Origin of the sequence: Bacteroides clarus YIT 12056 (genome assembly GCF_900129655.1) — a bacterium.
Taxonomy (GTDB): domain Bacteria; phylum Bacteroidota; class Bacteroidia; order Bacteroidales; family Bacteroidaceae; genus Bacteroides; species Bacteroides clarus.
In genome coordinates this window covers 379,502-402,796 of sequence record NZ_FQWK01000001.1, presented here as the reverse complement: position 1 = coordinate 402,796, position 23,295 = coordinate 379,502, and the positions used below count along the sequence as shown (strand labels likewise).

General features: G+C 43.9%; 11 protein-coding genes. 10 read left to right on the top strand and 1 reads right to left on the bottom strand.

Going from position 1 to position 23,295, the window contains the following annotated elements:
• From BUB52_RS01500 to BUB52_RS01455, 10 genes are all read left to right on the top strand, one after another.
• On the top strand, positions 1–2,769 hold the full coding sequence (locus tag BUB52_RS01500) for a glycoside hydrolase family 95 protein (protein ID WP_009123137.1): 2,769 nt from the start codon (positions 1–3) through the stop codon (positions 2,767–2,769).
• 46 nt (positions 2,770–2,815) lie between these two features.
• Complete coding sequence (locus BUB52_RS01495) at positions 2,816–5,323, top strand: DUF4962 domain-containing protein (protein ID WP_009123136.1); 2,508 nt, start codon at positions 2,816–2,818, stop codon at positions 5,321–5,323.
• 168 nt (positions 5,324–5,491) lie between these two features.
• A complete protein-coding gene (locus BUB52_RS01490; protein WP_009123135.1) occupies positions 5,492–8,551 on the top strand; it encodes a SusC/RagA family TonB-linked outer membrane protein in 3,060 nt (1,019 codons plus the stop codon).
• Positions 8,552–8,563: 12 nt separating this feature from the next.
• A complete protein-coding gene (locus BUB52_RS01485) occupies positions 8,564–10,165 on the top strand; it encodes a SusD/RagB family nutrient-binding outer membrane lipoprotein (protein WP_009123134.1) in 1,602 nt (533 codons plus the stop codon).
• A 117-nt stretch (positions 10,166–10,282) separates the two neighbouring features.
• Positions 10,283–11,947, top strand: a complete 1,665-nt coding sequence (locus BUB52_RS01480; protein ID WP_009123133.1) for an alpha-L-fucosidase — start codon at positions 10,283–10,285, stop codon at positions 11,945–11,947.
• A gap of 12 nt (positions 11,948–11,959) precedes the next feature.
• Positions 11,960–14,251 carry an alpha-galactosidase gene (locus BUB52_RS01475; protein WP_009123132.1) on the top strand — a complete coding sequence of 764 codons (2,292 nt, stop codon included), beginning with the start codon at positions 11,960–11,962 and terminating at the stop codon, positions 14,249–14,251.
• A gap of 192 nt (positions 14,252–14,443) precedes the next feature.
• A complete protein-coding gene (locus BUB52_RS01470) occupies positions 14,444–16,675 on the top strand; it encodes a glycosyl hydrolase family 95 catalytic domain-containing protein (protein WP_009123131.1) in 2,232 nt (743 codons plus the stop codon).
• A gap of 4 nt (positions 16,676–16,679) precedes the next feature.
• Positions 16,680–17,372, top strand: a complete 693-nt coding sequence (locus BUB52_RS01465; protein WP_039951099.1) for a DUF6250 domain-containing protein — start codon at positions 16,680–16,682, stop codon at positions 17,370–17,372.
• A gap of 213 nt (positions 17,373–17,585) precedes the next feature.
• Entirely contained in the window at positions 17,586–18,854 is a 1,269-nt protein-coding gene (locus BUB52_RS01460; RefSeq protein ID WP_009123129.1) for a DUF4995 domain-containing protein, read from the top strand.
• Between the two features lie 97 nt (positions 18,855–18,951).
• Positions 18,952–20,892: a heparinase II/III domain-containing protein gene (locus BUB52_RS01455; RefSeq protein ID WP_009123128.1), complete on the top strand. Its 1,941-nt coding sequence runs from the start codon at positions 18,952–18,954 to the stop codon at positions 20,890–20,892.
• 225 nt (positions 20,893–21,117) lie between these two features.
• Here the strand turns inward: BUB52_RS01455 and scpA are convergent, their stop codons facing one another.
• On the bottom strand, positions 21,118–23,265 hold the full coding sequence (gene scpA, locus BUB52_RS01445) for a methylmalonyl-CoA mutase (protein ID WP_009123127.1): 2,148 nt from the start codon (positions 23,263–23,265) through the stop codon (positions 21,118–21,120).
• Between the last annotated feature and the right edge of the window lie 30 nt (positions 23,266–23,295).

Below are 23,295 nucleotides of genomic sequence, written 5' to 3'. Positions count from 1 at the left end.
ATGAAAAACAGGAAGAAACTCTTAATCGTTCTATTATGCCTCTTTTATATAATCAATGTACAGGCACAACATGAAAACATAAAACGTTTGACCTCCGATTATGAACTTTGGTACGACGAACCTGCAAGCAACAAAGGCGGCCTGATTCCCGCCAATGAATCGGAACGTCCCATAGATATAGATTGGGAACGTTGGTCGCTACCCATCGGAAACGGTTATATGGGAGCCAGTATCTTTGGCGGTACAAGTACCGAAAGATTGCAACTGACAGATAAAACTTTATATATACGGGGACTTTGGGGGGCCGAAACACAAACGTCATTCGGTGATTTATATCTGGACTTTTTCCATGACCTCCGAAGCGATTACCGTCGCAGCCTGAACTTAAACAAAGGTATCGCCGAAGTCAGTTACCAATACCAAGGCGTAAAATACCACCGCGAATATTTCATGAGTTATCCGGACAATGTACTGGTCATCAAGCTGACCGCCGACAAACCCGGAAGCCTCACTTTTACCGTTCGCCCGCAAATCGCACATTTAGTACCTTTCGGACCTCTGCAACGTACGGATACCATGACCATAGGTTACTTGAGCGGTCCCACGCAAACCCGCTTCAGCTATAACGGACGTGAAGGTAAGGTGTTCGCTAAAGATGATATGATTACGCTGAGAGGACAAACCGAATATCTGAAACTGATTTATGAAGCGCAAGTCAAAGTGATTCCCATAAATGGCAGTATGTCCGCTTGGAACGACTCTAACGCAGACCATGGTACTATCCGAGTAGAGAATGCCGATTCGGCCGTTATACTCTTGGCTTTAGGAACCAACTACCGATTATCGCCTCAAGTATTTGCCAATAAACCTGCCGAAAAGCTGAAAGGATATCCCGACCCGCATACAGAAATATCCCAACGCCTTATAAAAGCCACCCAGAAAGGATATAGCCAACTGCGCACCACTCACATTAACGACTTCTCCTCGCTTACCGAAAGGGTGCAACTGAATATCGGCCCCAAAAGCTATCTTCCCACCGACCGCCTGTTGGCTGCATACAAGGCCGGAAAGCAAGATACGTATCTGGAAGAGTTGTTTTTTCATTACGGACGTTATCTGCTTATCAGCAGTGCCCGCAAAGGTGCTCTCCCACCCACTTTGCAAGGCGTATGGAACCAGTACGAGCTGGCCCCCTGGAACGGTAACTATACCCACAACATCAACATACAAATGAACTATTGGCCTGCTTTCAACACCAATTTGACCGAACTGTTTGAGAGTTATTCCGATTACCATAAGGCTTATAAACCTATGGCCGAACAATTTGCATCAAAGTATATCAAAATACACCACCCGCAGCATTTCTCTGACGAACCCGGTGGCAATGGCTGGACTATGGGTACAGGAGCGGGAGCCTATATGGTAGGAATGCCCGGCGGACACTCCGGTCCCGGCATGGCAGCTTTCACCTCAAAACTTTTTTGGGATTATTACGCTTTCACCAATGACAAACAAATCCTAAAAGAGACATCCTATCCTGCCATACTGGGAGTAGCCGATTTTCTGAGTAAGGTTACTACCGATACGCTCGGTCTTTTACTTGCCAACCCTTCTGCTTCACCCGAGCAATATGCTAAAGCCACTAACCGTCCCTATCCCACTATCGGTTGCGCTTTCGACCAGCAGATGATATATGAAAACCATCAAGATGCCATTCGTGCCGCAAACCTGTTGGGCGAGCATAACGAAAATATCCGTCTCTTTAAAGAACAGAGTAAGCGTTTAGACCCCGTACAAATAGGGTACTCCGGTCAGATAAAAGAATACCGTGAAGAAAAGTACTATGGCGATATCGTGCTGGAACAGCATCACCGTCACCTATCACAACTTATCGGTCTTTATCCGGGCACACTGATAAATGAGAATACTCCCGCATGGCTCGATGCCGCTAAAGTAACGCTCAACCGTCGCGGCGATGTTTCTACCGGTTGGTCTATGGCCCATAAGATAAATCTTTGGGCACGTGCCAAAGAAGGTAACCGTGCACATGATCTCGTAGCTGCCTTGCTGACAAACGGTATTCGCGAAAATCTTTGGGCAACCTGCCTTGCCGTACTGCGTTCACCTTTTCAAATTGACGCCAACTTTGGCGGGACGGCCGGCATTGCGGAAATGTTGTTGCAAAGCCATGAAGGATATATACATATACTGCCTGCATTACCCGATGCATGGAAAGACGGTTCATACAAAGGGCTTACTGCACGCGGCAACTTCGAAGTATCCGCCAGTTGGAAGGAAGGACGGCTCACAGAAGCCAAAGTGTTGTCAAAACAGAATAACACTTGTGTCTTGAAATACCCCGGCATTGCATGTGCAGAACTGAAAGATACCACCGGTAAAATGATAAGATACAAATCGCTTGGTAAGGACAAAATATCATTCCCGACAAAAGCCAACCAAACATATACAATAAGTAATGTGCCGCAACACACTGTAACGGCAGCCCCACAGGATTTGACAGCCGGTTTCAACGAAGATACCGTTTCCCTTCAATGGAAACCTGCCAAAGATGCTGCCGCCTATGCCGTATACCGTACTCGCGGCAACAATCCCGATTACGAACTGATAGCAACCGGCGTGAAGCAACCGTCATACAAATATACCTCGTCAGAACTTAAAACTACCGATTTTCTGATTTTCAAGATTGTATCACTCGACCGGAAAAAGAATGAAGGAAAGGCAACAACTATCTGTGTTGAAAAGAAATAAATAACAAACCTAATAAAAACAGTTTTTATACAAATAACTATCCAACATGAAAAAACAACTCTTACTCTTCTTGACATTCTGCCTGATACCGCTTTCTATTCAGGCTGAAAACATCCAGTGTATCCACGAAAATGAACGCGAAACGCCGTATCCGCAACAAGAGCATACTTTATATATAAACCCTTCGCCACTGCTGGTTCCAAAAAGCGTCAAGCAATCGGATTTCCTGCAATTCAATCTATCAAGAAGCAAAGACTTCTCGGATGCAAGTACCGTGCTGTCCCAACCCAAGCCCTGGTGTATGTTCAATCCGCACAAAGTATTGGAAAACGGTACATGGTACTGGCGTGTGCGTTCGGTAAGCAAAGAAGGTAAAGAGTTTTCCTGGAGCAAGACATACAGTTTTACCGTAACCGATGACATACCCCGATTCGTAACACCTGAAGCCAATGTTTTTTTGAGTAGCATCCCTCAAGCGTATCCCCGCATCTATTGTTTCCTGAACGACAATCTGGAGAAAGCGCGCAGGAAAGTACGTTCACATCCGGAGTTCGAAAACATGATTACCGACTCGCGCAATGCGCTCGGTTCAAACTATGCCAACGATACCAAACCATACAGACAAATCACCCGTATGGCGGTCGAATGTGATAATCTGAATACTGCCTATCAAATGCTGAAATTGGATGTATACGCAGAAAAAATGGTACAAAACGTACGCTGCCTGTTGGCCGTAGAACCTGACAAGAAGGTTATCGGCAATGATTTCAATGCCGGAGAATTGATTTACACATTGGCATGTACCTATGAGAATTGTTACGACCGCTTCAGTTCACAAGAGCGTAAACAGATAGAAAGTATCATTATGGATGTACTGTCACTCTATTATAAGAGCCATATTCTGGAAAATGAAGAAACCCATATCTTCGACAATCATTTCTGGCAATTCGCATTCCGCCACTTCATGCAAGCCGCATTGGTGATGTACGGCAAATATCCGCTTGCCAAAGAATATCTGGAATACAGCTACGAACTTTGGACGGCACGCGCCCCGGCCTCCGGTTTCAACCGCGACGGTTCATGGCATAACGGAACAAGTTATTTCAGCGCCAATGCTGTTACCCTATCTTATGTACCCACCCTGTTCAGCTATCTGACAAAAACAGATTTCATGCAACATCCCTGGTATAAAAATGCCGGCATCGGCATGCTGTATAGCTGGCAACCCCGGGCATTGAGTGCGGGGTTCGGCGACGGACACGAAAAAAATAACGGCAAGCCCCTGCGCATCCGCAGTGCTTTTGCCGATTTCATGGCACGCACTACCGAGGACCCGTACGCCGCCTGGTATTCGTCTATCAACAACCGTTATAAAACAGAATCAGAAACGCGCCTCTACCGTATGGCATGCGGCAAACAACGTCCCCGACAAGCCGAATTACCGGCAGATGCTCCCAAAGCCGTATGGTTCAAAGATACCGGTGAAATGATAGCCAACAGCGATTTGAAGGACTATAAACATAACATCAGTCTCAGCTTCCGTTCCAGTCCGTTCGGTTCCGGCAGCCACACGCACTCCAACCAGAATGCTTTCAACTTGCACTATGGCGGAAAAGCCATTTACCATGCGGTAGGTCATTATATGAACTTCTCCGACCCGCATAACCTGTTGTCTTACCGCCATACACGCGCCCACAACACCTTATTAATAGATGGCATCGGACAACCGTTCACCACACGTGCGTATGGAAACATTGTACGCATGTTCAACGGGGAGCATGTCTCCTATGCCTTGGGAGATGCTTCCAACGCCTATTGCGGCATCAGTGAATACCCCATGTGGCAAAAGAACTTTGCCGGCCACAATCTTGAACAGTCACGCGAAAACGGTTTCGGAGAAACTCCCCTGAAGAAGTATCGCCGCCATATCTTCCTGTTGCACCCCAACATCGTGGTTATCTACGACGAATTGGAAGCAACTAAAGCGGTAAGTTGGGATTGGCTGCTGCACAGTCCGGTAAAATTCCAGATAGACGAAGCAACATCAACGTTGACAACCCGTAACAAAAAAGACAAATATATTTCTGTCGCCCGCTTGTTCAGCGAACAAAAATGTACTATCAGCCAAACGGATAAGTTTGCCGCCGAGCCAAACAGGCAAATAGGTGTCCGCGGTGAAGACTTTACCGCTCCCTGGTCGTTGACAGCCAGTTATGAACCCGGTAAGGCCAATCGTATACTTACTATTATTCAAGTGGAAGCGAACGAAAACCGAATTGTAAATATAGAACGTTCCGGCAATAACAGTTTTCAATGCGGTGACTGGAAGATTGAAGCGGAGCTGAATACCAAGCGTCCGGCAAGTCTGTATATTTGGAACCGTAAAACACAATCGACATTCAGCTATGGAAAAAACAGGCCTGTTATAAACGGTAAAATGTATAAAAACAAAAGAAAGGATTCCTCTATCTTATACGATAGCTTCAATGGGACATGGGAAATACGGGAAATGAGAGACAGGCCTGCACTCTATACAGGTGGAATACAAAAATAGCATATACCGTTGCAAATAATTAATATATTTTAATAATATCTACCGCAATATTAATACATTTGCATTTAAATCAAATATATATAACATGCATACTTATTCAAGATTGTCTATATAAGACAGATTATAATACTTTAAATTCCTTATTGTTTAACTTAAAAACAAAGTCGTATGAAAAAACACATTAGATTACTTTTTGTAACAATGATGTCTTTCATCTGTTTCGTTGCCTTTGCGCAAGAGCAACGAAGAACCATTACAGGTACAGTGAAAGATGTAAACGGAGAATCCATTATTGGTGCCAATGTTTCAGTGGAAGGAACCACTCTTGGAACAATAACAGACATTGACGGAGCTTTCAAATTAGATGCTCCGGAGAATGGTAAACTTATTATCTCATTCATTGGATATGAGAAACAAGAAATCAGTATCAACAAAAAAACCAATTTTTCCATTACATTAAAAGAAGATAGCGAAATGCTTTCTGAAGTCGTCGTAACGGCATTAGGTATTAAACGAGAAAAGAAAGCATTAGGATATGCCATGCAAGAAGTAAAAACAGACGTTTTCTCAGAAAACCGTTCTACCAGTGTTTCAAACCTACTGCAAGGTAAGGTAGCCGGCGTACAGATATCGCAATCCGGCAGTGGCGTAGGTGGGCCAACTCGTATTGTGCTCCGTGGTCTGAACTCTTTAAGCGGTAATAACACACCGCTTTGGGTAGTTGACGGACTACCTGTTCTGGATAATTCCAACAGCAATACACAGTTCTCATATTCTTCCGGAGCTGCCGACATCAACCCTGATGATATCGAAAGTATTTCAGTATTAAAAGGTGCCAATGCTGCCGCTCTTTATGGTTCAAGGGCACAAAATGGTGCAATTGTCATCACTACCAAAAAGGGTAAGGAAGGAAAATTGCAGTTGGAATATAATGGCTACGTTTCTATGAGTAAAGCCTACGACTCGTACGAATTCCAAGATGTATATGGCCAGGGTACCAATGGACAATATGCACTGGAAGCCAGTGGTTCATGGGGTCCCAAGATGACAGGACAAATGATTCCCAACTGGCGTAAAGAACTTTATGGAGATGAGTCCTACAAAGAATACGCCATGTTACCTCAGAAAAACATCATTGATGATTTCTTCCGCACAGCTTTAAACTATGTAAACTCAGTCAGCGCAACCGGCGGTAACGAGAAAATGAATGCGCGTTTCTCTTTCACCGACACCCGTAACCAGGGTATTCTGCCCAATGAATCCATGAATAAACAGAATTATAACTTAAATGTGGAAATCAAAAACAAATATCTGACCATTGGCGGTAAAGTATCTTATTTCCGTGAAAAAGTAAAAAACCGTCCGGAAACTTTCTATACCGGTGTATGGTCACATTTGATCCGTTTACCACGGAATATCCGTTTACAAGACTTACAAAACCCGGTAGGTATTGACGGTTATGTTGTGAACTGGCATGGAGAAGATACCGAATACAGAAATCCATACGGACTTATTGCAAACGGAAATGGAAACGAATTGAACAGAGACAGGTTCCAAGGCCAGGTAACCGTAGTAGGTAATATCACCGATTGGCTGAAAATAACCGGACGAATCGGTTTGGATAGAATTTCAGACAACGTAGAAACCTATATGCCTTATCATGCAAAAGCGGAAAGTCCTAAAGACTTAATGACCGTTACCAACACCGCAAGCGAAGAATTAAACGCAGACCTGATGCTGAACTTTGACAAACGATTTAAAGATTTCTCCTTAACAGCCAATGTGGGGATTGCCACCAACTACAACAAATTTAAATCTTTAGCCGGTGAAAGCGGTAAAGCAATCATTCCCAATTTCGTAGCATTAAGTAACGGTGAAAGCAAACTGGCTATTCAGGACTTTTCATCGAAACGCATCAACTCGGTTTTAGGAAATGCTACTTTGGGATATAAAGGATATGCCTTCCTTGATGTTACAGCGCGTAATGACTGGTCTTCCACCTTGCCTTCATCCAATTGGTCTTATTTCTACCCGTCTGCAAGTTTAAGCGGAATTCTGTCCGACATATTTGAACTGCCCAAAGAGTACTTTTTAAAAGTACGTGGTTCTATTGCACAGGTCGGCAACGACACAGCCCCCTATGCGCTCTATAACGTATATACTCTGGAAGCGTTAGGTAACCATACAGTAGGAAGTAGCTCTAACACATATCCATTGGCCGACCTTAAACCCGAGAAAACTTTATCATGGGAAGTAGGTGTAGACTACCGCATGTTCAATAACCGCCTGGGCATTGACTTTACTTATTATCGTTCTACCACAACCGACCAAATTCTGTCAATGACTGTTCCCGGTTCCTCCGGATATGCCAGCAAGAAAATCAATGCAGGAAAAATGGAAAGTAAAGGTGTGGAATTAATGGTAACCGGTACTCCTATCCAAACCAAAGACTGGCGTTGGGACGTGACTTTGAATTGGGGTAAAAATACAACTCGCAATGTAGAGCTGGATGAAAAGAACAAACGCTATGTATTCCCGCTCACCACCAATGTACGTGTAGGAAAGGTTGTCATTGATGAAGGTGGAAAATTTGGCGATATTGTATCCACTGCATACAAAAGAAATGAAGATGGACGTATCTTGGTAGGAGACAACGGTCTGCCTCTCATTGACACTAAATCCGAAAAGGTCATCGGTAATATGATGCCTGAATGGACAGGCTCCTTTGGTACCACACTATCTTGGAAAGACATTGTATTCAGCGCTCTTATAGACGTAAGATACGGCGGCCAATTCCTCTCAATGACCGATGCTTATGCTACCGGTGCCGGTAACTCCAAGAGAACATTGAGTGGACGTGACGGCATGGTAGTAAACGGTATTGTCGAATCAACCGGACTGGAAAACACCAAGCAGGTAACTGCTCAAGAATATTATGCTACTATCGCCGGAACTTATCCTGTAGGAGAAGAGTTTTTACACGATGCCACATACGTAAAACTGCGCGAACTCTCTATCGGCTATACACTGCCAAAAATCTGGTTCAGAAACACTCCGATAACCAATGTAAAAGTTTCTATCGTAGGACGTGACTTATTCAATATTTACAAGGCCGCTCCCGTAAATGCCGAGTTTGCACAAAACAGCCAAGACGTATTCCAAGCTTTCGAACTTGCCGCTCTTCCGTCAACAAGAACAGTAGGTTTCTCACTTAACGTAAAATTCTAAATAAATATTATTATGAAATTACATAAGATTCTAATCACACTACTTTCCGCCATTACCATCAGTAGTTGTACAAGCGGATTTGAAGAAATGAACAAAGACCCAATGGCAGTCAATGAAATATCTCCCAGTCTGTCACTGCCCAATATGCAATATCATGGTTTCCACATTGTCTATGGCGATTACCAGAGAGCCGCTCTGTTATATTCTTTCCTGTATTGCCAATATCTAGCCAATACAAGCAGCTCTTTCACCTCTGGCAATTATGTATTTAACACTTCATGGGCCGAACGCGGACTTTGGACGCCTTATTACCAACAAATGGTCAAAAGAATCCGTGAAATAGAGCCCACATTAGAAAATCATCCGGAATACAACGACATGTATCAAATCATGCGTATCAACTTAGCTATTAGCACTATAAGGATGACAGATACTTTCGGGGACATTCCCTATTTCAAAGCGGGAATAGGAGAAACGCTCATCCCTTACGATAGCCAGAAAGATATCTATTATGACGTTTTTAAGGAACTGACCGAAGCCGTCACAGAACTAAAACAGAAAAAGAGTAATCAACTCCAATATAATACTGAGGACTTAATTTACCAAGGTGATGTAGACAAATGGATCAAGTTAGCCAACTCCTTACGTTTACGTGCCGCCATGCGTCTCTCATTCATTGATCCCGATAAAGCTAAAGCCGAAGGAGAGGCTGCCTTAAAGGAATCCCTTATAGCCTCCAACAGTGACAATGCCGGTGTAACCCCGCCACAACCGAATCGCTGGGCAAACCCGTTATTACGCAGTTTGGTTGTCGATGAATCCCGAGCCAGTAAAACGATGGTTGACATGCTTACAAGCTATGGTACGGTGACCGATCCGCGTCTCACCTTAATTCTGTCTCAAAGCGGAGCGTGGGTAAAAGGAGAAGCGGACGCAGTACAATATCGAGGAGTACCCAATGGACTGCCTGTTACAGACCTTTCGCTACCCGAATATGATAATAGTCATAACTCCTGTATTTGGGGATATATGTGGGGATACGATTGGAATTCTGCCGCAAAAGGTTCTAATGTTGCAAAACCCAATACAGACGCCAACTTTACCCCATTAGGATTAATGAATTATTCTGAAGTATGTTTCCTAAAAGCTGAAGCCGCCTTACGAGGTTGGCAAGGGGCAGGAGATGCTCAGGCAAACTATGAAGAGGGGATCCGTGCTTCATTTGAAGAAATGAGAGCATTAGCTCCTGAAGGGTCCTACTCCACAACCGATGACAACACGTACATTACAACCGGACAAGTAGCTTGGAACAACGCTGATGATTTTGAAATAAAATTAGAGAAAATTATCACACAGAAATGGATAGGAATATATCCTAATTCAGAAGAGGCATGGGCTGAATTCCGCCGTACCGGATATCCTAAGCTTAATCCTGTTAAACAAAGTCTGGAACCTACGATTAATCCGGCAAATAATGAATTTATCAAAAAGCTGCGGTACGTAGACAACGAATTAAGCAATAATAAAGAATACGCAACAGACCCGACCTTAAACGGCGGCAAAGGCGATGGTCTTTCCGTTCGTGTATGGTGGGATACAGCACGGTATAAATAATTTCAAATAATCTGATTTAGGTGAAGGTATATTATTATATAGCCAAATTAAGATTATATAGTCATATACCTTCTCTTTTACAAAAAAGATACCAAATCCACAGACAAAACTGCTACCATGAATATTAAAATCTTACTACTCATCCTCTCATGCTACACCCTTACTGTCCAAGCACAGCATGATGACTTCGGTCAAGACGCCCTTATCAACCCAAGCGCAACAACTTTCAAATTCAACATCGCGCCAGGACCAATAAAACCTACCGATGCCTCTATTGCGGCGCACTATCAATGTCCCGAGTGGTTTCGTGATGCCAAATTCGGTATCTATATGCACTGGGGTATCAACTCTATTCCGGGTTATGACGGACATTACGGCCGATGGATGTACTGGTATCAGGAACCAGACTCCGCATTACGCAAATATCCCATATTGGGTTACAGAGCACATGCGCCTAAGGTATACCAACATCATTTGAAAACTTACGGACACCCTTCCAAATTCGGCTACAAAGATTTTATACCTATGTGGAAAGCCGACAAGTTCAATGCCGACTCATTGGCAGCCTTCTACAAAGAGGTTGGCGCCAAGTTTATCGGTGTAATGGCCGTTCATCACGATAACTTCGACTTATACGATTCAAGCCACCAACCTTGGAACTCCGTAAATATGGGGCCGAAGATAGACATCGTAGGAGCATGGCAGAAAGCATGCAAAAAGGTAGGCGTACACTTTGCCATTTCTTCCCATCTAAGCAACTACTGTCATGAACATATGTTTTACCAAGGTACAAATGCCGACCCCGAAGGTCCGTATGCCGGTATACCTTATGACTATATGGACCCGGCTTACGAAGGACTATACGGTAAACGTACCTCTGACCGTATCATGCGGCTGGAACCAGAATTTGCCCAATCATGGTATCTCAGAACTAAAGAACTGATAGATAAATACGAACCCGAATTACTCTATTTCGACGGTCCCCTGCCCAACGGTATATACGGCCAACAATTGGCAGCTCATTTCTACAACAAGAATCTCTCGCGCAAAGGTGTACAAAATGGCGTACTCACTATCAAAAGAGTGAGAGAAGGATATACTTTAGACCGTGAATGTTCCGGTGAAGATGATTTGCAGAAGAATCCGTTTTTGGTAGATACCACTGTCAATCCCGGCTGGTTCTATATGGGAAACTCTCTAAACATAAGCAAAGAAGGCGGGGATGCCGGTATGGGGTCAGTCGTGCAAGGAAAGACTAAAGACAAATTGCGCATGACGGCAGGACAAATTGTAGATAACCTGATAGATATCGTCAGCAAGAACGGCAATATGATGCTCAATGTAGGATTGCGAGCGGACGGCAGCTTGCCCGAAACATTCAGAGATGAGCTTATAAAGATAGGTAACTGGCTGAAATTGAACGGAGAAGCGATTTATGATACACGTCCCTTCAAAGTATACGGTGAAGGGACATTCAGCATAAATGCCGTAGCGGGTAAGAAGAAGTATGCGGACTACATGTATACGTTCACTGCAAAAGACATACGCTTCACCACCAAGGAAAATACAATATATATCTTTATATTGGACTGGCCGGGAAACGGCAAAAATATAAAGATACAAAACCTGAACAGTAAGGAGATAAAGAACATTCAATCCGTTTCATTCTTAGCTTCAGGAGAAAAAATAAAATGGGAACAAGATGAAAACGGATTGTATATCACAATGCCATCCCACCCCATAGGTGAATATGCCTATGCTTTCAAAGTAACAATCAAATAAACATTGACCGGTATGAAAATCCAGATTACTATATTTTTGATATTATCAACCCTGATAAATTTATCCAATACAAACGCTCAAACTGTAAGTATAGAGAATAATCTGCTTACCTTGCGGATACACAAACAACAAATTACAATAGAGAATAAAAAACTTCCCGATCTCAAAGTAAAAAATATACTTCTACCGGGGCAAATCATTACCTCTGAGAAAACAGAAACGTCCGACCGACTGTGGGGAGAAGGACAATCATTGGAAACTCATTATAACGATGGACGTAAGGTTACATTCACTTTATATGGCAATAATCCTTTTCTCTACATCCATACAGTAATGAAAAACCGCTCAGGACAGGATGTACGAGTAAGTCGCCTGGAAATAGCATCCGTAGAAATGAGTATAGGTGAAATGAACCAACCATTAAATACTTTGGGAAGCGGTGGATTTGCTCCTGTCCAACAGGCACAAGGAAGTTATACCTACACTCTATTAGCTGAACCCGATAGTCGGCACTCTATTCTGACGGCTTGGCTGACGCAGAAACAAGGTATAGGAGTTATGACTCCGAAACTGGACAAAGGAAAGAAAACATACAAAGTAAAAGCTGAACTGGAATTCGGCAATTATTTGGTAAGGAATGGCAAAGAAAGAGGCACCGATATCCTACTGATAGGCTTTTTCGAAGATGGAAGAGAAGGACTGGAACTATATGGAGAGTATCTTGCCAAAGCATATCAGATACAATTACCGGCAAAGCCGGAAGTTTATTGCACCTGGTATCACCGCAACCTAAACGGCTCGGGAGCTTCCACCGAAAAGATGTTACAGGAAAATGCCAATTTCGCAAAAGAAAATCTGGCGGACTTCGGACTGAATACCTTCCAAATTGACGACCATTGGCAAAATTCCATGGGTATTCCTAAAAACAGGCTGGGCTCAGGTCCTTTAAAAACTTTTGCCGAAAGTAACGAAAATTTCCCATCGGGAATGCAATATACAGCCAAGCACCTGAAACAAGTGGGATTTACTCCCGGACTTTGGTTCATGCCTTTCTCCGGTGACATGCACAACCCTTACTTCCCCAAAGAAATATTTGCAAAACATCTTTGGTCTGACGTTCCCTATGACGTAAAAAAATGGTCGGGTACTTGCATCGACGCCACAAACCCCGCAGGTGAGAAGTTTCTACGCGAACGCTTCAAAAGAATTTACGATTGGGGATACCGCTATTACAAAATCGACGGCCTGCATACCGGTGCGCCTTCAGAAAATATCTATGTAACCAGAAGCTATGACGGAGTACCTGTATACGGAAGCGCACGTCTTTATAACGACGAATATACCTTCACACAGTGCTTCCGCAAGGGACTATCCATCTTGAAAGAAGAAGCTCCGGGCGTTTTTCTTTTAGGATGCGCCGCTACTCAGAACATGAGTTCTTTCGCAGCATCCTTTGGTATGGTAGATGCTATGCGCGTAGGTCCCGATAACGACGGTGCCATACAGGGAGCATGGGGAAAAACCACAGCCGGAGCGGACTATGCAGGCAACCTGTACTTCCTGCACAACAAAGTCTGGTACAACGATCCCGACCCTTACTTTGTACGCAGCTCCAACCCGCTGAATAAAGCCCGCTGGATGATATCTTGGCAGGCCATATCCGGAGCGATGAATACGACAAGCATGCAATATGCGGAGTTAGCTCCCGAACGTTTAGACATGATAAAGCGCGCACTGCCCACCCACAACCTAAATGCCCGTCCTATTGATATTCTCGAAAATAATAAACCCCGAATCTGGATGGTAAAAAATGACAGACAGATTGTTTTGGGATTATTCAATTGGAACGAACGACAAAACACGCAAATTGATTATAGCCTGAAACGAATGGGGCTGAACGATTCAGAGAACTACGAACTGTTCGACTTTTGGGACAATAAGTATTTGGGGAATATCAAAAGCAAACTATCTCAAACATTAGCTCCTGCATCTTGCAAAGTATTGGCTGTGCGCCCTCGCAAGGTCTATCCACAAGTCATCAGCACATCCCGTCATATAACTCAAGGACTGATGGATGTAAAAGAAGAATCATGGAATCCCGACAAGAGAACCCTATCCGGAACAAGTGCGGTTGTGAAAGGAGACAGATATGAGCTCCGCATTATAGTACCGGAAGAATTTAATATTAAAAGCGCCAAGAGTAACAGCGGTAAAATGTTTATCCAAAAAGAAGGGAAACTAATACGAGTATCATTTACTCCAAAAAAATCAGGAACGATAAATTGGAATATAGAATTCAAATAACCAAAATAAGAGTGTGTAATAAAAAACGAAGAGATTTGGACAAAATCAAAAGTTCTTCAAACAAATTTACGCATACGTCAAAGTATAATGTAAGACCTTTCGACATTATCAAACCTTATTTCACAAATAATCACTTACCTTTGCTACAAGAGAAAGAAACATACCATAAAAAGATTAAAAAAATTATAACACATGAAAAGATTTCTATTATTCTCTATTGTAGCATGGTACATAACAGCCAGCTGTTTCTGCCAGATAGATTGGAAAAATTTTATGTCTCAGCAAGACATGATTTGGACTCGCCTGCCTCAAACTTGGTACGAGGCTCCTTTTATGGGCAACGGCAGTATGGGAACCTATATCTGTAAAGAACCCGGTAAAAATGCTATACGGGTAGATGTCGGTAACAGCATGGTGCATGACCATCGCACAAATGATAGAGGTGTCTACGGAAGATGCCGGTTGCTTATCGGCTACTTCCTCTTGCATCCTGCAGGAGAAATAAAATCCGGGGATATGAGACTGGATTTATGGAATGCAGAAACTACCGGATGCATCCGTACTACCTTGGGAGAAATAAAACTGAAAGCTTACGTCACTTCCGAAAGCCCTTATATCGTTGTCGAAGCTGAAGCTACGGAAGGTGAGAAGGATTTCACATGGAAATTCTATCCGGAAAATACAGACTCTCCAAGGCAATTGAACGCCATCCAAAGAAATAACAAGAAACACCTGAAAAAAGGATACGTATCGAATCCGGCGTCACAGTTATCCGTACGTAACGGAGTGAACTATTGTTGGCAGCCTTTACTGGCCGGCGGCGGTACAGCCACTGCTTGGAAAGAAATAAGAAAAAATAATACAAGTATCCTTCTTATAAGTAACGCACACTCATATCCGGAAACAGATGCATTACAAAAAGTAGAAACAGCATTGGCAAGTCTGCAAACAACCGATTTGCCCATTCTTCAAAAAGCACACCGGGACTGGTGGCATAATTACTATCCGCAAAGTTTCGTAAGTCTTCCCGATAAGAAAATGGAGAATTTCTATTGGGCGCAAATGTACAAACTTGCATCCGCAACACGCATTGGCGGCGGTCTGCTGGATAACAGCGGCCCCTGGCAAGTGCTGACTCCCTGGCCTAATGCATGGTGGAACTTGAATGTACAACTGAGTTATTGGTCTGTATATGCTTCCAACCGTCTGGAATTGGGAATGCCGCTGGTCAATGCAATCGGCAGCAATCTGAACAATCTGATAAACAATGTTCCCGAAGCTTACCGGAAAGATGCCGCAGCACTGCCTGTCGCTACCGATTTCAATCTGATAGGAGAAACCGTGAATATTCCCGGTACGGAAAAGAAAGCCCAAGTAGGAAACCTGCCGTGGATTTGTCACAACCTTTGGTTGCAATACCGTTTCAGTATGGACGAATCGATATTGAGAAATACTATATTCCCAACACTGAGACGCGCCATTAATTTCTATCTCCCCTTCCTGAAAGAAGATAAACAAGAAAAACTACATTTGCAAAGAACCTTTTCTCCTGAATATGGTATCGCTGAAGATTGCAATTATGACATTGCGTTATTACGCTGGGGATGTAATACGCTGCTTGAAACAACTAAAATTCTATCCATTGACGATGAACTGATACCTCGCTGGAAGCAAGTTATAGAGAAGCTGACCGACTATCCGCAAGACGCAAACGGCATGATGATAGGCAAAGATGTGCCTTTCAGCCGTTCACACCGCCATTACTCACATCTGTTGATGTTCTATCCGCTTTACTTGCTGAATGCCGAGCAAAACGGCAGTAAAGAACTTATGGAAAAATCTGTGGAACATTGGCATAGCCTGCCGGGTAACATCCTCGGATATACCTATACCGGAGCCTCTTCGCTATATGCCGCATTTGGTGAAGGAGACAAGGCTTTGGAAAAGCTGAACGGTTTGTTTGCCCGTACCCTGCGTCCCAATACCATGTATATGGAAAGCGGTCCGGTTATTGAGACACCGTTGTCCGGTGCACAGTGCATACACGATATGTTGTTACAAAGCTGGGGCGGAAAGATACGCGTATTCCCTGCCATACCTTCCCGATGGGGAGATGTGCAGTTCCAGAATTTAAGGACAGAAGGCGCATTTCTCGTATCCGCCAGCCGAAAAGAGGGAAAGACAACCGGTATTCGCATCAAAAGTCTCGCAGGAGAACCTTGCATCTTACGTACGGATATGGTGAACCCGATTGTCAAAGCAGGTAATGTAACGCTTACTCCAATAGGCCAAGGGGAATACTCATTAGACTTAAAGAAAGGAGAAACCGTTGTCCTGACTACCGCAGGGGGAAACATTCCTATGATTAGTCCTGTTGACGGGAAAGGACAAAACTTCTTCGGATTACAACAAGCTAAAAAATAACCGTATGACAAGAAACACCTTACACAAACTCGTATCAGGAAGCATACTGATGTTACTTCCGCTTATGGTTCAAGCGCAAATCGCTTTAAAGAACTGGACAATCGAAGACCACTCAGGCGAAGTGAAAATCATCGTATCGGGCGACACATTAGAAATTACAGCCCCCAAAGGCCTTACCTTATGGTATAACCAACGCCTTACAAGTGATTACGAAATCAGTTATCGTGTGAAAATGTTGATGCAAGGCGGCAAGTATGACCGCCTTAGTGACTTGAACTGTTTTTGGGGTGCCAACGACCCGGAACACCCCGGCAATCTTTTTGCACGCAGCGAATGGAGAAACGGCATTTTTCAACACTATAAAACGTTAAGTTTGTTCTATGTAGGATATGGTGGAAACCATAACTCCACCACCCGCTTCCGCCAATACTTTGCCAAAGCGGCGGATACCAGTGATGCAATAGCCCGCCCTGTTATCAAAGAATATACGGATAAATCGCATTTATTATTCCCGAATAAATGGTACGACATCCAAATCCGTGTGGAAAAAGGAATCACTACATATCGTATCAATGGTGAGGAATTATTCCGGTTAACCATAAAAAACAATGAAGGAGACGGACATTTCGGACTCCGCTTATTGGAAAATCACACGTTATTTACAAACTTTCAGGTCAAAAGTCTGAAGAAGAAATAACTTACAATAAATCTGATTCGGAAGTATTATTTTTACCGTTTTACAGGGTAAAAGTAATACTTCCGTTTAAGAAAATACAGAATTAAAACAGCATTCGACAAAAGTGATACACCTTTAAACTGCGCCAAAGTTCCTTTCAACAATCTTGTACAAGATATTTCCTAAATATCCATATTTTTGTCAACGAACGAAAATAACTAAAAGCTTAATAACATGAAAAGAAACTCTCTGTTATTTGCAACCGCCCTACTCATCGGTCTGACCGGTTGCAAAAACACTCCGGTTCAGAAAGAAGCCTGGATAAGCAACGCACTCGATGCCGCTTCCTATCAATTGAAATTAACCGCCGAAGAACTCTCCGGAACAAACAAGTTGCCACGCTCCATATACTCCGGTTATGATGTAAATTTCCTCGACGCACAGCTACAACGTGAAAACAAAGCGTATATCGACTCTTTGCGTCCTAATCCGGCAGCCTTGCAATTAGGACAAAGACATCTTTGCGGAATTTCCGACTGGACCAGCGGTTTCTTCCCCGGTAGCCTTTGGTACGCTTATGAAATGACCGGAGACGAGGAATTGAAGAAACGTGCTGTCGAATACACTAATATACTGAATCCGATACGTGAGCTGAAAGGTACCCATGATATAGGTTTTATGATGAATTGCAGTTACGGCAATGCTCTCCGCCTCGCTCCCAACGATACCATTAAAGCCGTACTCGTGGAAACGGCGGATAATTTATGCGCTCGTTTCAATCCGGAGATCGGTTGTATCCGTTCATGGGATTTCGGAGCATGGAACTTCCCCGTAATCATCGACAACATGATGAATCTGGACTTGCTGTTCAACGTATCCAAGTTGACAGGAAACGAAAAATATAAGAATGTGGCTGTAAAGCATGCGCAAACCACCATGAAAAATCATTTCCGTCCCGACTATACTTCCTACCACGTAGTCAGCTACAACAACGACGGAAGTGTGGAAATCAAACAAACGCATCAGGGTAAAAATGCAGAGTCAGCTTGGTCGCGCGGACAAGCATGGGGAGTATACGGCTACACTTCTTGTTATCGTGAAACTCAAGATACCGCTTTCTTACAGGAAGCTGTTCATATCGCCGGCATGATTATGGAACGTGTAAAGACAGACGACCTTATTCCTTACTGGGATTATGACGCTCCGGCAGGTGAAAAGACTCCGCGTGACGCATCGGCTGCCGCCGTCACCGCATCAGCATTTTTGGAACTCAGTACATTTATACCTGACGGAAAGAAATATTTTGACTATGCGGAAACGATTCTGAAAAATCTCTCAAGTCCTGATTACCTGTCGGCAAAAGGCAGTAACCAAGGCTATGTACTGATGCACTCCACCGGTTCGTTACCGCACGGTTCCGAAATCGATGTACCGTTGAATTATGCAGACTACTACTACCTGGAAGCGCTGAAAAGATACATAGATTTACAAAACAAGGGATAAAAGTTAGGTAAAAGGTTGTTTTTTATTAACTTTGACGAACGGGGATAATCGTTTATCCTTATTCTCTATTTATAAACGCATCTAATACATACTGCAAATGTCAAAAATAAAAAGTCTGTTATTGACAGGTTCATTACTTATCACAATTATCTGTACCGGTTTTTCCGCCAACGCTACAGAAAGACATCTTCTTGAGCAAACCATTTCTTATGAAGACTTAGGAACCGCCATCCTCTACCACCAAAGCTGGGTGGATTATCCTAAGTATACCGACCGTAAGTCCTGGCAAGAGAAAGTGGACCCGGAAATCAGAAAGATTATCATCAAAAACGGAGAACAAGCCTTGAAACACGAATGGAAACCCGACCTCGCTTCCGACTACCTTGCTTTTAAACGTACCGGTGAAATCCGTACCGGACGTGCCAACCACAAAGCCTTGCAAGCCCTTACCATCGCTGAATTGGTAGAGGGACAAGGAAGATTTATGGATGCTATCATAGACGGCGTGTGGTTTCTGTGCGAAACCTCTTGGATACACTCGGCACACCTCGGTTTTCAGAAAGACCGCTCCGGACTTCCCGACCGGAATGAACCGACCATTGAATTGGTAGTAGCCGACATCGGCGCACAAATGGCATGGACCTACTATTTCCTGAAAGACGAATTCGATAAAACAAGCCCTCTCATCAATGAACGAATTGTAGAGGAAGTCAATAAAAACCTGATAAATCCTTACTTCGCACGGGATGATTATTGGTGGATGGGATTCGGCGGCCAGCAAGTCAATAACTGGAATCCATGGGTTAACTACAATGTACTGCAAGCACTGATGCTGATAGAAAGGAGCCCGGAACGTATCCAACAGGGAGTGTGGAAGCTGATGAAATCTACAGACTTCTTTTTCAGCATGTATCATGAAGACGGTGCGTGTGACGAAGGTCCCACCTATTGGAGCGGAGCATCCGGCTATGCCTTGAAGTTTTTGGATTTATTGGCTAAAGTAACCGGAAATAAAGTGAACATATTCAGCTCCCCGCTCCTGCGCAATATGGCGCAATACATCTACCGGGTACACATCGGCGGTAATTATTTTGTCAACTTCGCCGACTCCGCACCCATAGTAAGCCCAAGTCCCGGTATTCTATATCAGTATGGTAAACTGATAGGAGACCCGGCAATGATGAAATTCGCCTCATTGATGGCACGACAAAACCAAAGTTTCAAGAATGGGGTAAACGGCTATTTCGCTTCCGCCTTAGATGAACTCTTTATGTACAAAGACATTATCAACTATCCGCAAGGCGAGCCGCTGATTGGCAGTTACTGGTTTAAAGATACCCAAATTTGTGTAGCGCGTGATACCGAAGGAAAAAGTGACGGCTTCTTTTTCGCTGCAAAAGGCGGGAATAATCAGGAGAGCCATAATCATAACGATGTAGGTTCGTGCATTCTTTACTACAATTCCAAACCGTTACTTATAGATGTAGGTGTGGGAACATATACCCGACAGACCTTCGGACCGGAACGATATACGATATGGACCATGCAATCCGATTATCATAACCTGCCTCTCATTAACGGAACAGCACAAAAGAACGGCAGAGAGTTTGCGGCGTACAATCAACAATACAAAGCCACAGCCAAAACCATATCTTATCAGATAGACATAGCCCGGGCTTATCCGCAGGAAGCAAACGTGAAAAGCTGGACCCGCAACTATACATTGCACAGAAAAAAGGATTTCACAATCACCGACAGATGGGAATTGGCAGCCTACGAAAAACCAAGCATATTAAGCCTGATGACTTGCAACGAAGTTGAGATTGACAACGACAAGAACATCATCCTGACAGGAGAAGCCGGTAAATTCAAACTGGAATACAATAAAAAGCTTTTATCGCCCGAAGCAGATATCATCGAATTGACTGATCCTAAATTAATTCACTCATGGAGCCAGAAAAAGCTTACGCGTATCCGTTTTACAATATTATCGCAACAAACTATCGGTGAAAGCAAACTGATGGTGAAGAAACTCTGATTTTACTCCATACGTAACGTACGGGCATAAAAAAAGGAGTACCGCTGTACTCCAACCTTTGTTAACCTTAAATCTAATACTATGAAAAACACATTGCAAAGATACGGACAATTGAGAAATTTGCAAATTATCCAAGAAAAAAAGTATGTTTTATAACACAGATTAAGAAAAAAGGACGGATATGCAAAAGCATTCCGCCCTTTTTTTAACATTTCCTTTTACGGATTATTCCTCATCCAATAAGATTTCAAGAATCTGGCAGGCAGCCTTCGCTACCGGAGTTCCGGGGCCGAATATAGCGGCTACACCTGCTTTATAGAGGAAATCATAGTCCTGCGCGGGAATCACACCACCTGCGATAACTACAATATCCTCACGTCCCAACTTCTTGAGTTCTTCAATAATCTGCGGAACCAGTGTCTTGTGTCCGGCAGCCAATGAAGAAACACCCACTACGTGAACGTCATTTTCCACAGCTTCACGAGCCGCTTCGGCAGGAGTCTGGAACAACGGTCCCATATCCACGTCGAAACCGCAGTCCGCATATCCGGTCGCTACCACTTTGGCGCCACGGTCGTGACCGTCCTGTCCCATTTTAGCTACCATGATACGAGGTTGACGCCCCTCTTTCTTCGCAAACTTCTCAGCCAACTCACACGCTTTGTGGAAGTCGCTGTCATTTTTACTTTCTGATGAATACACGCCTGAAATAGTTCTAATTACTGCTTTATAACGTCCTACAACTTTTTCGCAAGCATACGAAATCTCACCCAATGTGGCACGAACACGTGCAGCTTCCACTGCCAATTCCAACAGATTGCCTTCTTTCGTTTCCACACATTTGGTAATGGCTTCGAGCGCTTTCTGAACAGCAGCTTCATCGCGACCTTCCTTCAATGTCTTCAGGTTCTGAATCTGCTCCTGGCGAACAGCCGTATTATCAATCTCAAGAATATCGATGGGGGCTTCTTTCTCCAAACGATACTTATTTACACCTACAATAGTCTGTGAACCACTGTCTATACGGGCTTGCGTACGTGCGGCAGCCTCTTCGATACGCATCTTGGGAATACCGGTTTCGATAGCCTTCGCCATACCGCCCAGTTTTTCCACTTCCTGAATCAATTCCCAAGCCTTGTGCGCCAGTTCATTGGTCAGAGACTCTACATAGTAAGAACCGCCCCATGGGTCGACATTCTTGCAGATATAAGTTTCTTCCTGAATATAAATCTGCGTATTACGTGCGATACGCGCGGAGAAATCGGTAGGCAAGGCGATAGCCTCATCCAAAGCATTGGTATGCAGAGACTGTGTATGTCCCAAAGCGGCAGCCATAGCCTCAATACAGGTACGGCCTACGTTGTTGAACGGGTCTTGCTCGGTCAGTGACCAACCGGAAGTCTGGGAGTGTGTACGCAAGGCAAGTGATTTCGGGTTCTTCGGATTGAATTGCTTCACAATCTTAGCCCACAACATACGCGCGGCACGCATCTTGGCGATTTCCATAAAGTGGTTGGTACCGATAGCCCAGAAGAATGACAGACGAGGCGCGAACGCATCAATATCAATACCGGCGGCAACACCCGCACGAAGATATTCCAGACCGTCGGCCAGTGTATAGGCCAACTCGATATCCGCCGTAGCACCGGCTTCCTGCATATGATAACCGGAGATAGAGATAGAGTTGAACTTAGGCATCTTCTGAGATGTATATTCAAAGATATCGGAGATAATCTTCATAGAGAATGCAGGCGGATAGATATAAGTGTTACGCACCATGAATTCTTTCAGGATATCATTTTGGATAGTACCTGCCATTTCTTCCAGCTTAGCGCCCTGTTCCAGACCGGCATTGATGTAGAATGCCATAATCGGAAGTACCGCGCCATTCATAGTCATAGACACTGACATCTTGTTCAAAGGAATACCGTCGAAAAGCACCTTCATGTTTTCCAGTGAACAGATAGATACACCTGCCTTACCAACATCACCAACTACACGCTCGTGGTCGGGATCGTAGCCACGGTGGGTAGCCAAGTCGAATGCAACGGACAGACCTTTCTGTCCGGAAGCCAGATTACGGCGATAAAACGCATTGGACTCCTCGGCAGTAGAAAACCCGGCATACTGACGGATAGTCCATGGACGCAAGGTATACATTACAGAATACGGACCGCGCAGATAAGGCGGAATACCTGCCGCATAGTTGAGGTGTTCCATACCTTCGAGGTCTTCTTTGGTGTAAACAGGCTTCACTTCAATGTGTTCCGGAGTTTTCCAGTCAGCTTTGATGCCGTTAGCTTTTTGCCACTCAGCACCATTGGCAGGCTGAAAAGCGGCATATATATCTAAGTTTTTAAAATCTTTTCTCATCTTCTTAAAAATGATGAACAAAGAATGACG

Excerpts from the sequence above, each read along its gene's own strand:
- BUB52_RS01500 (WP_009123137.1), top strand. The coding sequence starts at position 1 with ATGAAAAACAGGAAGAAACTCTTAATCGTTCTATTATGCCTCTTTTAT.
- BUB52_RS01495 (WP_009123136.1), top strand. The coding sequence starts at position 2,816 with ATGAAAAAACAACTCTTACTCTTCTTGACATTCTGCCTGATACCGCTT.
- BUB52_RS01490 (WP_009123135.1), top strand. The coding sequence starts at position 5,492 with ATGAAAAAACACATTAGATTACTTTTTGTAACAATGATGTCTTTCATC.
- BUB52_RS01485 (WP_009123134.1), top strand. The coding sequence starts at position 8,564 with ATGAAATTACATAAGATTCTAATCACACTACTTTCCGCCATTACCATC.
- BUB52_RS01480 (WP_009123133.1), top strand. The coding sequence starts at position 10,283 with ATGAATATTAAAATCTTACTACTCATCCTCTCATGCTACACCCTTACT.
- BUB52_RS01475 (WP_009123132.1), top strand. The coding sequence starts at position 11,960 with ATGAAAATCCAGATTACTATATTTTTGATATTATCAACCCTGATAAAT.
- BUB52_RS01470 (WP_009123131.1), top strand. The coding sequence starts at position 14,444 with ATGAAAAGATTTCTATTATTCTCTATTGTAGCATGGTACATAACAGCC.
- BUB52_RS01465 (WP_039951099.1), top strand. The coding sequence starts at position 16,680 with ATGACAAGAAACACCTTACACAAACTCGTATCAGGAAGCATACTGATG.
- BUB52_RS01460 (WP_009123129.1), top strand. The coding sequence starts at position 17,586 with ATGAAAAGAAACTCTCTGTTATTTGCAACCGCCCTACTCATCGGTCTG.
- BUB52_RS01455 (WP_009123128.1), top strand. The coding sequence starts at position 18,952 with ATGTCAAAAATAAAAAGTCTGTTATTGACAGGTTCATTACTTATCACA.
- scpA (WP_009123127.1), bottom strand. The coding sequence starts at position 23,265 with ATGAGAAAAGATTTTAAAAACTTAGATATATATGCCGCTTTTCAGCCT.